Here is a 14,402-nt window from a genome sequence, read left to right on the forward strand (position 1 = left end):
ATCTCCTCGTTTCGAGAACTGGTGAGGCAATTAAAAGAACCGAAAAATCAGGCATGGCGCAACTTTATCGGTGTCCGTAACATCGAAAAGGTGCCGGCTCACAGCTGCCTGAGCAACTTCCGAGCCAAGGTAAGCAACGAATTGTTTTATGCCATTCTTTTTGACCTCATTACCCAGGCATTGAAGCTGAAAGACTTTCTGCTGCCGATGCTAACGGGCATCGACTCCAGGCCGATTTGGGCTAACGTCAGCTGAGGCCTTGATTTTACTGGGGGTTTGACGTTCTCATTTTGCTCTGATGTGGTGGTTCAAGACGGCTGGTGTTACGTTTTAACACCAACTTATCACCAATTTTTCGGGGACCGTAAACTATAATAAATGCTTGTCAAAACAATATAATTCAGCAACATCAATTTTCTTCGGCAAGCGTATTTTTTCTTAATGAAAACCTAAACCTTCTTATGACCATCATTCTCTTTCGAATCATATCCAGACAGACAATTCTATATTTCGATCGAGGACATCCTGAACGTAGCTAATCGCCTCAGAATGATTGATAACCTCGAAATGCTCCCGCTGCTTTTTACTGCCTAGTTTTCACATTCTCTAGCCTTTTCGCACGTTCGCGTTGCCGCGGCGAACGTCGGCCCATTTCCGCAAAATAAAAGAAGACTAGAGCAGCGGCTCTGATCCTCAGAAAAAGTTATTAACAATGTTATTCGTTTTGTCCTATCTCAAATTCCCTTACCTTGCTTTGTAAATATTTATGATCGCCTTCTTGTCCGTAAATGCGTCCGCTCTCACGATCTTCGTGACTTTATTGAACTTGACGAATGAGTTCAGCCTCTTTCGATAGCCATCTGACATCCTGCAGAGATTCCCGTTCTCTTCCCGGTTTCATAGGCTGATTATCTCCGTACGTTTTTTTGAATCTACTTTGTCACACGTTTCCTCTTCGTTCTTGAAGACAAAATATAGCCCTTTAAATTGGCCCCATTCGACAGCCGGTCCAGCAAAAAGATTCAATGAGAGTAATCGCTCAATGTGGTCGATGATCTCGGTCTCTTTGGCATACCACCATTGCAACGGTTCCGGCCCTTGCTCCACAAAGAACTCCTCTATTCGATCCAGACACACATCAAATTCTTCCTTAAAAACAACTCCGAATGGCTGATTATCTTCTTCTGGCACTGCGTTTCTCCTTCAATTCACTGGCCGTGTACCCCTTCATGTCGGGATGATCGAGGTATCTCTGCAGAGAAGCTTTCAGCTCAGGATAATCTTCAATTTCTTGGGCTAAATCCAGATCTGAATCATCTTCCGCGTCCGGGTCAAAGTTCTCCACTTCCACAGAAACCAGCTTGCCCTCAATAACAAAAAGGCCTGATTGCTTGCCTTCCAGAGCATGTAAAAGCTCTTCTTTGGCTTGATCGCTTAAAGGGTTCATGTCACTCACCTCAAGTTCATTATAACAAAAATGAAGAATGTTGTTCAACGAAGCCGAGGTACTCGTACGAGCGCGTCAATTGCGGAACTGTCGAGCGAATTGGCTGAGTGGGAGCGAACTCGCAACCAGAGCCAAAAAGGTGTTGATTGGCAATTTACCACCGATGATGCCTGAGTCAAGTTAAAGTGGCTTTACCCACAATTTAAGGGCGCACCGGAAGCCGCTCCAGTCCGCGGAAGCTAGACAACGAGTACCATTCCGCCGCCTCGGCGGCGGATACGTGCAATCGCCTCACGCCTCCGACCAAGTGCTGAACGGCTATCTGCCCCTCCATTCGCGCCAGCGGTGCTAAATAGCCAAGACAGAAATGAATCCCCGCCGCAAACGCCAGATGCCTGTTCTGGGAGCGGTACATAAGTAGTAATTGTTGCCCATTGATCAGCTAACCCCCGTACAGTATGTATCGTAAAGGCCGATACCTCTTACTATAGTAGTTATTAGCCGACATTACTACGACAAAATGGTAACCCACTGCAGGATTTTGAGTTTGTCCCGCTTGCGGTTACAAAACACAAACAGTGCCGAGGAGAACGGGTTCAGTGCAAACTGTTCCTGGACGATGGCGGCCAGGCCGTCAACGCTGCGCGGCTGCCAGCTCCTTTTACATGTTCACAAAATCATCTACTTTGGTGCCTAACTCACTTTATCAGTGAAGTTATCTAGGCAAAAGTAAGACAGGTTAAGACAGCTAAACCCTTACGGCTCTAAGGATTCCACGTTTTGTCTTACCGTCTTACCGAAAAAGATTATATAACCTATGTAAAAATGAGGGTAAATGAAACCCCTTCCTAAAAACCAGATCTTCGCTTTAAACGCAAGAAAGGCCCGCATATCAGCGTACTGGCAACTTAAAGCCCAATTTTAGCGCATTTGGCGCGCAAAGATCGAGGTTCTCTAACGTTATGGCTTTAAATTTCGCCAGCCATTATAATCATTAACAGAGATGCCGGCATAGGATGGATGGAGATTCAACAAATGATCGATTTCGCGCATTTGTTCCTCCATAACAGACCGGCCGTCATCGTAGAAAGTTAAATACAGACCCTCCGAAGTCGGATTGGTTTCCACGGCGACGAAGATCTTTTTGCCGAGACCGTCCGCCAAAGTGAGCTTGGTATCCGTGATGTCGACTACAGCCTGCGCTTGATCGCGATATGACATGAGAGTCACTTCGTTCATCAACTGAAAGACGGATTCAATCAAGGTGCCCCCTATAACGGGGACTATGATTTCGTCCACCCAGTACGGGAGGGTGCAACTAATGATTAATGAAGGATCCTGTGCCTCATTGGCAAACAGGGTTAAGGCATCCAGCCAGTTGGTTACGGTAGTATCCTGGTCCTGATACCATTCCGGCAGCAGGTACGGCTCGATATCGACCTGAATGCCGGTGAACCATTCATTGGCGGTTACGGAGCTGTTGTATGTTTTAACCCAATTGACCAGACTGCTGATCCTTATTTGCTGATTGGGCAAAACCCAGTCCGGTGCCCCGTCCAGTGCGTGGATTTGAATGCCGGAGGACGTGGCCGACCTGATGAAAGCGCGATACGCGTACTTGGCAACGCTTGTATTCACCTGTAAGTAAATCCGGGTAATCTGCTGCCTTCGGGCGAATTGAAGCACGGCATTCCGGCCTGCATTCGTATTAATCAATGTAGTATCCCACAGCCAGGTCGCTCTTGTTTTACCGGAAGGCAGGAAGGCCCCAGCATTATTCCCACCACTAAAATCTATTCCAAACAAACGCATGGAGCTTCACTCCTTCCATACTGGATTACTCTATCTATATTCATATTAAAAAGGACTGATATAGTCCCTTTGTTCAATTTATATGAGAATTTTCCATAATATCTGAAGTTCGGTATAAAGAGGCCGTCATGCCCGGCACGGTTTGCGGAGGGCCTGATCCGCGTCGCAGGACCGTGACCCGCTCCATCCTTTCGTGTTTGGCCAGAAACGACTGCTTGAATTGTATCCAGTTGGTTTGTTATACGGCTATTTCCCGCGTCAAAGCCGAATAGAGGCCCGGGGTACCGGCAGCCGGCTTGTTTATTTGCAGGACTGTGACCGGATAATCCGCTCCTCCCATTCCTCCCAACCCGTCTAGACGAAAATAGGGAGAAATTGTTTCGTTATCCTGTCCGTTAGTTGAGCGATAAACCAGAGACATATGTACCAAATCAGATATTTGATACATATGTCCTGCTGGGCGTTGAGCTAACGGGCAGATTTACGCAACAATATAAGTTCCAATTTCGTCTATAGTAGCAGTTATTAAGTGGAGGTACCACTTATGAAAAAATGCGGTTTGTTTGCAGGTAATAATTTCGGGAAGTGAAGCTATATGAAAATAATTGCTTTATTGATAATTACCGCATTATTAATCGTAATTGCATGGGGTGAAAGGTTTACGTCACCGCATCACCCAGAAAAGACAGCATCTCAAGCATCTAAGACTACGGAGGCTATATCAAGCCGTCCCGCCCCTCAATATATAACCCCCAAAATTGCCTTGAATCAAAATGTTATCGATTTATATTCGCCACTTTCTGTTGATTTAGACTTTAAGGCAGATCAAGATACTACCTTAGATGAAACAAGTTTAGCTTTTTATCAGTTAGGAAAACAGGTACCTGCCTTATCCATTCCTTTGTATGAGTGGAGTCATGTATCTTTGAAACGGGAAGATGAAAAGAAAAAAAATATAACATTGATACCTTCTGAGAAGGGGTTAGTATCGGGGTATTATCAAGTTCAATTGGAATTTAGAATTGGCGGCACCCGAATTGCAGCGCCCTCTGATTTATTAATACAGTATGGACCAGGAACTTTAATGGTTGGAAAAGCGGAAATTAACCAATCGGTGACTCATGATGGTTTTACACTCTTACCGTAAATTCAGTGACATTTAGCGAAGAAAAGGTTATCGTCGACGTGAACTTTTCGCCCCAGGCAATTGAATTTTTTACAGAATTGCGTCTGGAGGAAGGTAGTCAATTACGTCAATTTGGAAGTGATGGAACGAGGGAAGTAAAAACCGAGCATCAACAATTCACGTTCTCGCCGATGCCCAAATCCACCCATCAAGCAACATTCGAGATCGTAATGATTAATATTAAGAAGGCTGATGGGATTTATGGTGTGCCAGGACATTGGGCAATCACAATTCCAATGCCTGAAAGTTGAGAGTAATGTTTAATTCACTAACGGGTACGATAGCGTCATGACAACAGGCTTCTGACGAACCGGCAGCCTGTGCTCACCTAACTGGAGGATTACGCAATAATCGCATCTTTATCAATCCCTTTAATAGAACCGGTATCCGATTCGGCCGAGGTAACGGTTATGAGCCGCGCTATTTTTCCTTGGAGGCAGTCAAAGAATCGCTAGTTTGGATGATTGAACATAATCTGATCTATGTTACATAAAGACTGGAACTTTGACCAAAGCTGTGTTAAAGTTTGCTTATAAGGAAAGGAGGTGCGTCAACATTAGTACTCATATGTTGAACGCGTCCCTTACCCGGTCTGTCGTTATCTAATTTTCGGCAGAGGCGCGGGATGCGGATCAATGCAACAAATTAGCGCCATGGGTAGCCATCGTCTTCGGACGGCATTGAAGATCGCCTCATTCGGCCATTGGCCGGATGGCCGGCGGTCTTCTTGTCGTTTGGGAAGAGGTTGCTGCTTGACTCATAGGGATGCGCTCTCCCAGCTGAGCTATTTCCCCATCCCAGACTGCCGTGGCGGTCTGCTTTGTCATTGAAGTAACGGGCAGATTAATTCAACAAGGAATTACAGCGTTTGGTACCGAATTGTAATTTTATGCAAATTTTCCGAAGGGGCGGATTCAGTTGGATGTAGTATTTAAAACGGATAATATGATGTTTAATTTCCGAGTAGCAGGAATATGTTTAGAAAATGGACATGTGCTTTTACATAAAGCTATAGATGACAATCATTGGGCACTCCCTGGGGGAAGAGTTCAGATGGGAGGAGATTTTTAAGTACCTCAATTGCAATAGTTTCGATTTTCAAGGCATTTCCCACTTTGTGTTAAGTTGGTTTTTAAGCAAAAGAAAAAGCACCGATTGGGTGCTTTGATTTATTTCTTCGATTGAGATCCTGTTCTGACATAATTGTTGCCGCTGAAAGATAACGTCCAATTAAAGGAAAAGGATGCCTCCCATGTATGTGGGCCTGCTCGATTTGCGAACCCTTGCCGCGTCTATTTCATTTTCCGCCAATAACAGCCGCATCCTTCAATCAAATACATCGGGTCATTAATTCCGTGCATATTTCTGTAGTTGTTGACGGCAGCTGCGCAATTCGGCAGACAATAGTCATCAATAATAATAAATCCGCCTTCGGAGACTCTCGGGTACAGATTATACAAGCAATCCATGGTCGAACCGTACATATCTCCGTCAAATCTCAACACCGCAATCTTTTTAATCGGAGCGGAAGGTAAAGTGTCTTTAAACCACCCCTTTAGAAATCGGACTTGACCATCCAAGAGATCATATTTTCGAAAATTTTCTGTTACCTCTTCCAAAGAAACTTTCAGAAAATCAAAAGTATGGTGAATATCGCCGCTATCTTGAAAACATTCCGGTCTGGGCAATCCTTCGAAAGAGTCGGCCACCCACACACTTCTATCCTTGATCCCGTTAACTTTGAGAAAACCCCGCATAAAAATGCAAGCTCCGCCTCTCCAGACCCCGGTTTCTATAAAATCGCCCTCTATATTGTCATTCAATACAGTCTGCATGCATTGCTGCAAATTTTCCATGCGAACTCTGCCGATCATGCTATGCGCGACAGGAGGCCAGTCAAAACCTATACGGCGCACGTCACGGTTGGGATGAAACCGTTTAACAACCTCCAAATCCTGGGCACGCAGTTGATTCAATAATTCAGCAGGAAGATGTAGATGTATATCCGGCGTCAAAGGCTGATATCGTTCGGCATCTTCATGCCAGATCTCAAACAAAATCGCTTTTTTTAGCAGTTCCAAATACATATCTTTAGCCAGATTGTAAAGCATATGTTCACCTTCTTGTCCGGAATTCCCTGACGCCTGATTGTCTCGCACCGGTAACTCCCACCTTTCGACTAATGAATCATCTTATTCAATATATGATTCATTCCTCCGATAGATTGGACGAGTATTCCTCCACAACTCACCATTTTCAATCTTGCAAGTTTCAAACGGGATATACCGTCACCAGCAGGGGGACAAGTTGATATATAAATGGGTACAGATAAAAGAACTAGATGATATTAATTTGTATCCTGAATTCTTAAAGTCAGGGATTCGTGATATCCCAGACTATTCAAACCATGTAATTCTAAATAAGTAAACCAAGTTTAGTTCTGGGATGTGTAATTAAGCTAAGGATACGATAGCTCAATAAAGAACATCTGTACAAAACACCAGGTTTTGTACAGATGTCTCGGTGTTTATATTTTTAATTCAATAATTTTCGGAAAATTCTGTATCTTTATTGTTACATATGAATTATGATCAGGTAGGAAGCGATTACAATAGGGAGGAAATCTTATGTATTTTTGTATTAAATGCAACAAAACGCACGAACATTCTGAACCCGGCACTATCTTCTCAAGCGGATTCACAACAAAGGAAGACAAGGTAATAAACGTTGGTTATTGTACAGCTTCCGTTTCAACCAAAACAAATTCAGATGGCCTAGAAGAAAAGTTAGCATACCTAAAAAGACACGCTTGTTGATCTTAACGCAAGAGCAATAAGATAATCTGCTCTTTACTTTAGTAACACTGAAAGTCAGGCATGCTCAGTAAGCCTGTCCTTTACGGGTACAGCCGAAGTACGTGTAAAATTAGGTCACTAGATGGATAATACTACCAAACAAACACATTTACTTTATACTAATTATTTTGTGTGATTGGATTGGTAGTATAAATCATTTAAAACCCTGAATTTCGATAAACCCAATAACGATAAGGGTTCTTGGGTATTTCCGAATCACACTTAATTGCATTATGTATGATTCGAAATCCCCATAGCAAGAGAAGGAGGTACTTCGGCACCTCCTTCTTTTGCTATATAAGTTGAACCAATGAGACTTACATGCGAATGCAGAGCCGATCAATAATCTTCATTGGATCTCTCATAATGTTGTCCATAAACATGCCAACATTCTTACGGATCTCATCCGTCGTATGGTAAAACACATTGTTGATGACGTCTTCCTTCAACCACTTCCATAGCCCCTCAACCAGGTTAAGTTCAGGGCTATAGGGTGGGAGAAACACGAGTTCAAGGCGATCTTCATTTTCATCTAAAAAACTTCGGAGCAACTTGGCATGACGAATTCGCATTGTCTAACAACATGACGATTTTGCCGGTTGGATAAGCCGCTAAGACTTGTTTCAAGAACGCAAGGAAGGCTTCGGCATTGTACTGCGTCTTCTTTCCATAGGATTTTACCTTCGGCATAGTCCAGCGTAGCCAGCAGTTTGACGCCTCGATGCTTGCCTGTCGTTTTAATGATTCGCTGTTTTCCTTTTACGAACCACGTTCTCTGCAGCGCTTGATAATCACGGATCATGCTTTCATCTTCAAACAATAAATGATCAATTTCGCCGTTCTCGTAATTTTTTTAACCTTGGCAAGGTGGTTTCGACAAACAAGCGTTGTTTCTCTTCGTCAGCTGCAGCAATCGTGTAGGTAGGCTTGGTATAGCTCATCTCCATCCGATGCATGAGTTTGGAGACACCTCGGATGGAGTAGGTTTTGCCAAATTCCCGGAGGATGTATTCGCCTATGATTTGCAGCGTCCAGTTGAACTTGGTGGTGAATCCAACGTCACGCGGAACAAAGTCCATACTTTTTTTCAGCTTTTCTTGCTGCTCCTTGCTGAGTTGCTCTGGCGGTCCGGGTGAAAATTTCATTTCTAGCCCATCCAGTCCGCTCTTGCGATAAAGCAAATAGGTGCCCACTGTGCTTTCCTTTCGCCCGATGCTTGTGGCAATATCTTCGTTGGATTTACCGAGCAGGTTCAGTTTCACGGTTTGATATCGTTCGAACATGCGTCTACTTTGCTCGTGCTTTAACCTTTGCTCGACATCCTGTAATTGCTCCTCGATCGTTTTCATAGAGATCACCCGTCCGAATAAGTTATATTTCTATATTCGACGCAGGCGATTAGGATTTCCTTCCAATTGCCTTTAGTTCAACTTATATAGTTCACTCTGGTCAAAATTCTTATCAGAATCTCTTGATACTAATTTAAACTCATTAACCAAGGCTGTCACAATAATAAGGGCATCCGGGGCTGAGCGCACTTCATTAGGGTCGAATCCGCTTGTCAATTCAGGACCAAACTGATGAACCCAGTAAAAATGATAAGTTCTGCTTCGTAATGCTTCTATTTGAACATGCCGGTTCCATTTTTAATTTGCCACGTCCCATTTTTCAGTTCAGCCAATAATACCCTGGGAAATGTTTTTGCTCCACAACCACTGAGGCTTATGTCATTTCATCTCATTTTAATGTTCATGCACTATATTGTATAAATATATTGCGATGAAAGAAGGGTTTGTCTTGAGTACATATCGCGGTTATACTTACGTTCCAAACAAAGCAGCCCCGACACCGACGCCTGGCCGGAAGCCAAAGCGGCGAAAGCATCGTATTTTCGGATATATCGCGATCATGATGCTCTTGACTTCACTTGGCGGCGTCCTGTGGTTCTATTTCACCGAGTCAGGAACAAACCTTAGGTATACGTTGGCGGATACGTTAATAACAACGCAGCATCGCGATTATGCCAAATATTTGATCGGACAAGACCAATTAAACCGTCGCGTAGATGATTACCTTAAGAAATTCGATGCCATGGGCCTAGAGAAGGATAATCATAACATTCAAATATCCCCCCTATCCAACAACACGGTACAAGTCGAGCAAGTGACCGGAAAAAAATTCAAAGGATACCTGATGTACGTTCACAATCCGAAGATGATCCGTGTCGTGACTACAAACATCGTAGGACAAGGCGAGCAGATTCTCAGCATGGTGAAACGAACCGGGGCCTTAGCAGGCGTCAACGGAGGCGCCTTCGACGATCCCAATTATGATGGCAACGGGTTCAAGCCGGCAGGGATCGTGATGTCCGGCGGGAAATTGCTCTACAGCGATGTAGGGATGGGGGATCCGGTTAACGTAGTGGGAATCGACCGAAACGGGGTTATGGTGGCCGGACGATATAAGCCTTCCGAATTGCTTCGGATTGGCGTAAAAGACGCGGTAACGTTCCAGCCCAGATTCATAGTGAATGGCAAAGGCCTCGTCAAAAACGAGGCAGATGGCTGGGGTATCGCTCCACGCACTTGCATGGCACAGTCCAAGGACGGAACCATCATGTTCCTTGTGATCGACGGTAGGCAACCTGGTTACTCCATAGGGGCAACGCTATATGATGCTCAGCAGCTGCTGCTGGAGAAAGGCGCTGTCACTGCAGCTAATTTGGATGGGGGCTCCTCCTCCGTGCTCGTCAAGGATAATCAATTGGTTAATCGCTCTTCCAGTTCTTACGGCATGAGATACCTGCCTACGGCCTTTCTTGTATTCGATCATCCCGATCAGGTAGAAGTGCCTAATGTTTGGGCCGGAATAGATATGAATCATTTCAATTCTTCAGTCAAGCCGTTTGCAAAAAATTCGAAATGATCTAGAAGACGAAGGTGATTCTCCCGGCATTATCATCCTCGTCTCACTTCCCCAGCATGTAAACCTATGATCAAATGTAGGTGCTTTATGCAAATGTCCCATCTAAACCAGAAGGATCCGCCGCGCAGGATCCTCTTTGACTTCTACACCAATTCAAGGTTTATGTATTTATGTCTAAACGAACAGCTTCGCTCCTACGACATCTTCCTTCTTTTCATAAGAAATTTCGATGATAATTTTATTTAGAGCAAACCGATTTTGTTCTTGCATCGTAACCTATTAAAAGGAGGCAATTAATCTTAGACTGTTTGACTACAGCGGCATTTTTTTCGGTCTAATGATGAACTTCATGTACATATTTGCCGGTAACATCCGCAAACCTTATTCAGAGGGCTTTTGAAGCCTACACGTTTTAGCCACAACAAGAAGAGACCCACAGCAATCGGCTGCGAGTCTAATTATGCTTAACCTTTCCTTTATTCCAACGCTCCATAAATAATTGCCTGCAAACGGGTATGAATGTAAGGCTCAAGACTCGGCAGTATCTGCTGCATATACACGACGGACAATTGTTCCTTCGGATCGATTAACACCCATGACCCGGCTAGACTGGCCCAGCCAAATTCGCCTATCGAACCATTGATGCCTCCATCTGCAGGATCCAACATGACGCGGACCCCTAAACCATAACCATATCCACTCATATGCGGCCAATTAAAATCTTTGAGCTGCTGTGATCCTAAATGATTAGTTCCCATCAATTTTACAAAAATCCTACGAACATTCCTATACTACCCTTGATACAACTGGGTTTCTCCTGTTCGCATTTTGTTCTGTTTTGATTATTTTGGGCACTTGGTGTTGAGGTTTTTCACCATACCAATCTAACAATCAATATGGACGAAAACTGAACTTGGTGTGTACTTATTCTATTAGTTCCATCCTTATTCAGCCATTAAGCATTGCTCTAGTTTATTAATTATATATTGCGAAAAGATGTCGCCTCGCTGCAGCTCTTCCGACTTTAAATAACCTGTCAACAAACGGTCATACAAATAAACCGGAACTTTAACCGGGGCTTGGTTGTAGACGAGCACAAACTGCTTGTGATCGAACTGTTCATCGATCCATTCGGGAAGATGCACATCCGAATGCGAAGGACCGGTCTCCGAGAAAAAGACTCGCTCCGCATTATCATGCATAATAGCCTGAATCTGCTCCTGTTCTAAATCTAACCGCAATTGTGAAAGCCACTCTCTACATTGCATCATCGATTCGTTGCGGGAGTATATGACTGGGAATTCGCTGCCCCACATCACCCTCTCGATTCCGGCATGCTTCAATACGTAGTGGATCCACGGAATAAAATCATGGTGAGGGTACGGAAGTCTGCTCCCCAAGCCGCCGTGTCTAGAAAATATAACATAGAACCGCGGATGTGACAGAAGCTCTTTCACAAACGGATTCTTACTCAGCTCCTCCATCTGCGTTTCGGTCACCAACAGATGTGGCGCCGCGATCCGGCCGTTTGGAAAGCGTGCAAGCCAGTTCAAATAGATCTCTGTCACGTCCGAGTTGCCAAACGGATTAATGGCAAAGATCCATCTGCCCGCATCCCCAAGCCGCTCCAAAATACGCGGATTGCTCTTGACCTCCTCCGGTTCCATTCTCAAGCCCGATACACCGGCTCGAAGCTGCAAATCGACTAATGCTTCGCGCTCCGACGGACTCCCGCCGAACGGAATGCCGATGCCCCTCAGTATGTCCGGGAACATGCGGATCCCGTTAAACAGGTTTTTAAAATCGGGTACTGTCTTGGCTAGGACCAGAACGGATTTGCTGATCCCGTAACGTTTCATGTTATCCAGGGCATCATTCAAGGTGCCGTACCGTGGCGACCCGACGTGGGAGTAAGCATCGATAACCCGCTCCATACTCTACTTGCCTCCTATACTCTAAAGTTCAGCTGAAAAGCGTGATGCGGGGGCAACGTATTCGATGCCCCCACCCATATCCGTTACTCGAGAACGACCAACTCGTGGTTTATGACCGAATCCACCTGAATCGTAGCCCATGCATTTTCTACCACAAGCTTAGCCTCGATGCCGGAAACTCTTAATAATGCGCGATTCGGCATAGTCTCCCTTGTGTAAAATGATATCTTCAATGGACCAACCGGTATAAATTCCTCAACAAACCCCGGGCTTTGGTTGGTGCCGGTCAAATTCACTATATGCAGGATGAATTTCCCTCCCTGCTTGAACAGCTTGCAATCCAAATACCCGGGACCTTCAATTTTGACTGGAAGATTGTCGTTCATGGCCCATCTCACCGCGCTAGCCAGCAAATCTCCCAAATCCGGAAGATGCGTTCGTCCATACGCCCTGTCCACATCTCCGGCAAAATAAAAAATACGTCCGCCAGAAGCGTGCTCACCGGCTAACATAACCGGAATATCCGTGTTTGGAACCCTGACCCAGCTGAATTCCGGCGGATAGATCGGGTACGCCGGGATGTAGGTGGCAATTGGACTAAGCTTTCCGTCACATTCGACCCGACGGACCGATCCACCAAAGGGCAGCGTCGCGGTATCTTCAAAGCCGGCTATGACCGGGTGGCGATCCTGCGGCAGCCGGAAATAGTTGTGGGTTTCGAAAACCTCCCAATTCGGGTTCGACTTGCCCTCCGTGCCGGCAACCTCGTGCAAGTGTCGGATGCCCGTCAGCCCCTCCAGCGGGAATTTCTCGCGGTGCTCGCCCCATTCATTTAACGTAGCCGTCTTGCTGGTGAACAGCAGATTGCCGCCCGACTCGACAAATCGCTGCACGGCCTCGCATTGGGCATCCGTCATGGCCGCCAAATCCGGCAAAATCAGCAGGCTTAAGTTTGCCGCTTCCCGGTCGATATGGTCGGCATGTACGGGAATGAACGGGATTCTGGCCCGCGTCATCGCCCGAACAAAGCCATGCCACGGCAGCGAAACTTTCTCCTCCACGTCATCGCGTCCGTAAAATTCGGTGTTCTCCTGGGACCATACCAAGCCGATGTTCGCCACAGGCAGCCGGTCGTATAAATAAATTTCGTTCTGCTCGTGCCACTGCATGACCGGAGGGGCATTTTTGAATTGGCGCCGGTCCTCCTGAACAGCCCCGACATGGTGATACCATGGGGAAATCCCGCCGGCAATGCCGTCAAGCATCCACAGCTGGGTTTCCTTCGCGGGGTTGCTGCCTTGCCGAAATGTGCGCACACCCCGAATATAATTGGACATACTCTCGGGAATAACGGTGTCCCATCCCGCCAAACCATGCAGCAGAAATCCGTTCAGACTGTTCTGCTCGAAGCCGGTTCTCGTCTCCCTTGACTGGTGGTCGCACATCATGATTTTGGACCGCCGGCCGATTTCTTTCAAATCGCAGAAGTTCGTATGCGGTCTGAACGGGTCGGCGTTAAACATGCCTAACCAATAGCAATCCGACCCGCCGAAACGTGTGGTGGTTTCATTGAACAAATCCCAGTTTTCGATGCGGCACGAATAGCTCCATTTGATCCATTGGCGGTAAACCGGATCGTTATAATCGGAGGAAATCGGCAGGTCCAAGCCTGCATCAGCTTTAAATTTAGCCTTACAGTAGCTGCAATGGCAAATCACCTTGCGCGAAGCTCCCGTCCAGCTATTGTCGGTAAATCCTTCCGGACGGTATTTCTCTATAATCTCTTTAAGCACTTCAGGAATGAATTCCTTGTAGTACGGACTGTTCACACAGGAGAAGTACCGGCCGTTCGACATGAGCGGTTCGCCTTGGGCGTTTACCACGAACCAGTCCGGATGCTGGTCGAAAAACTCCTTGGTCGCCCGATTGATATCCATTCTGGCTAATACGATCAGTCCGGCTTTTCGGGCTTCTTCTGCGAATTCACCGAACAAATCGCGGTCGCCGAGGCCCTCGGCGCGATATTGCATCTCCAGCTTGCTCGGATAATAAGCTACAATGCCGCCCGCATTAATAATGACGCCCTGAATCTTCGTTTCTTTCCAATATTGTTTCCAAAACTCTTTGTCCCAGTTGGTAGGATCCATCTCGGTCAGGTTGGTTTGCCCCCAGCGCACCGCACGGCGATACCAAGGAAGGTTCGTTTGTTTTTGTTCGATCATTGTTTTTCATCCTTTACCTGA

General features: G+C 45.8%; 12 protein-coding genes and 3 pseudogenes. 5 read left to right on the forward strand and 10 right to left on the reverse strand.

All coding sequences use genetic code 11. From position 1 onward, the window contains the following. Window positions 1-255 carry a transposase gene (locus O9H85_RS27590; protein WP_333474276.1) on the forward strand — a complete coding sequence of 85 codons (255 nt, stop codon included), beginning with the start codon at window positions 1-3 and terminating at the stop codon, window positions 253-255. A 642-nt stretch (window positions 256-897) separates the two neighbouring features. Here the strand turns inward: O9H85_RS27590 and O9H85_RS27595 are convergent. The 5 genes and pseudogenes from O9H85_RS27595 to O9H85_RS27610 all read right to left on the reverse strand — a co-directional run bounded on the left by O9H85_RS27595 (window position 898) and on the right by O9H85_RS27610 (window position 3,259). Next, the gene (locus O9H85_RS27595) at window positions 898-1,191 is read right to left on the reverse strand and encodes a hypothetical protein (protein WP_269884630.1); all 294 of its coding nucleotides are present in this window, start codon (window positions 1,189-1,191) and stop codon (window positions 898-900) included. Continuing rightward, window positions 1,175-1,447, reverse strand: a complete 273-nt coding sequence (locus tag O9H85_RS27600) for a hypothetical protein (protein WP_269884631.1) — start codon at window positions 1,445-1,447, stop codon at window positions 1,175-1,177. The genes O9H85_RS27595 and O9H85_RS27600 overlap by 17 nt, the downstream gene beginning before the upstream one ends. 309 nt (window positions 1,448-1,756) lie before the next feature. Then, window positions 1,757-1,862: pseudogene (locus O9H85_RS37935) on the reverse strand (hypothetical protein); the annotation flags it as partial. Between the two features lie 95 nt (window positions 1,863-1,957). Further along, window positions 1,958-2,080: pseudogene (gene tnpB / locus O9H85_RS37940) on the reverse strand (IS66 family insertion sequence element accessory protein TnpB); the annotation flags it as partial. A gap of 327 nt (window positions 2,081-2,407) precedes the next feature. Further along, window positions 2,408-3,259, reverse strand: coding sequence for a hypothetical protein (locus O9H85_RS27610; RefSeq protein WP_269884633.1), 852 nt, complete (start codon window positions 3,257-3,259; stop codon window positions 2,408-2,410). A gap of 595 nt (window positions 3,260-3,854) precedes the next feature. Here O9H85_RS27610 and O9H85_RS27615 point away from each other — a divergent pair. The 3 genes from O9H85_RS27615 to O9H85_RS27625 all read left to right on the forward strand — a co-directional run bounded on the left by O9H85_RS27615 (window position 3,855) and on the right by O9H85_RS27625 (window position 5,516). Continuing rightward, the gene (locus tag O9H85_RS27615; protein WP_269884634.1) at window positions 3,855-4,406 is read left to right on the forward strand and encodes a hypothetical protein; all 552 of its coding nucleotides are present in this window, start codon (window positions 3,855-3,857) and stop codon (window positions 4,404-4,406) included. Window positions 4,407-4,444: 38 nt separating this feature from the next. Continuing rightward, window positions 4,445-4,696: a hypothetical protein gene (locus O9H85_RS27620; protein ID WP_269884635.1), complete on the forward strand. Its 252-nt coding sequence runs from the start codon at window positions 4,445-4,447 to the stop codon at window positions 4,694-4,696. A 667-nt stretch (window positions 4,697-5,363) separates the two neighbouring features. Continuing rightward, window positions 5,364-5,516: an NUDIX hydrolase gene (locus tag O9H85_RS27625; protein WP_269884636.1), complete on the forward strand. Its 153-nt coding sequence runs from the start codon at window positions 5,364-5,366 to the stop codon at window positions 5,514-5,516. Between the two features lie 221 nt (window positions 5,517-5,737). Here O9H85_RS27625 and O9H85_RS27630 read toward each other — a convergent pair whose 3' ends face one another. After that, on the reverse strand, window positions 5,738-6,556 hold the full coding sequence (locus O9H85_RS27630) for a TylF/MycF family methyltransferase (protein ID WP_269884687.1): 819 nt from the start codon (window positions 6,554-6,556) through the stop codon (window positions 5,738-5,740). 1,061 nt (window positions 6,557-7,617) lie between these two features. After that, window positions 7,618-8,649: pseudogene (locus tag O9H85_RS27635) on the reverse strand (IS630 family transposase). 448 nt (window positions 8,650-9,097) lie between these two features. Between O9H85_RS27635 and O9H85_RS27640 the strand changes: the two are divergent. After that, entirely contained in the window at window positions 9,098-10,225 is a 1,128-nt protein-coding gene (locus O9H85_RS27640) for a phosphodiester glycosidase family protein (RefSeq protein ID WP_269884637.1), read from the forward strand. 476 nt (window positions 10,226-10,701) lie between these two features. On the opposite strand, the gene O9H85_RS27645 is transcribed toward O9H85_RS27640, so the two are convergent. The 3 genes from O9H85_RS27645 to O9H85_RS27655 form a co-directional block, all read right to left on the reverse strand. Continuing rightward, window positions 10,702-10,893: a hypothetical protein gene (locus O9H85_RS27645; protein ID WP_269884638.1), complete on the reverse strand. Its 192-nt coding sequence runs from the start codon at window positions 10,891-10,893 to the stop codon at window positions 10,702-10,704. A gap of 276 nt (window positions 10,894-11,169) precedes the next feature. Beyond that, the gene (locus O9H85_RS27650; protein WP_269884639.1) at window positions 11,170-12,159 is read right to left on the reverse strand and encodes an amidohydrolase family protein; all 990 of its coding nucleotides are present in this window, start codon (window positions 12,157-12,159) and stop codon (window positions 11,170-11,172) included. 83 nt (window positions 12,160-12,242) lie between these two features. Then, window positions 12,243-14,381 carry an alpha-amylase family protein gene (locus O9H85_RS27655; RefSeq protein WP_269884640.1) on the reverse strand — a complete coding sequence of 713 codons (2,139 nt, stop codon included), beginning with the start codon at window positions 14,379-14,381 and terminating at the stop codon, window positions 12,243-12,245. Window positions 14,382-14,402 lie beyond the last annotated feature (21 nt).

This window comes from Paenibacillus gyeongsangnamensis (genome assembly GCF_027533625.1).
GTDB lineage: Bacteria > Bacillota > Bacilli > Paenibacillales > NBRC-103111 > Paenibacillus_G > Paenibacillus_G gyeongsangnamensis.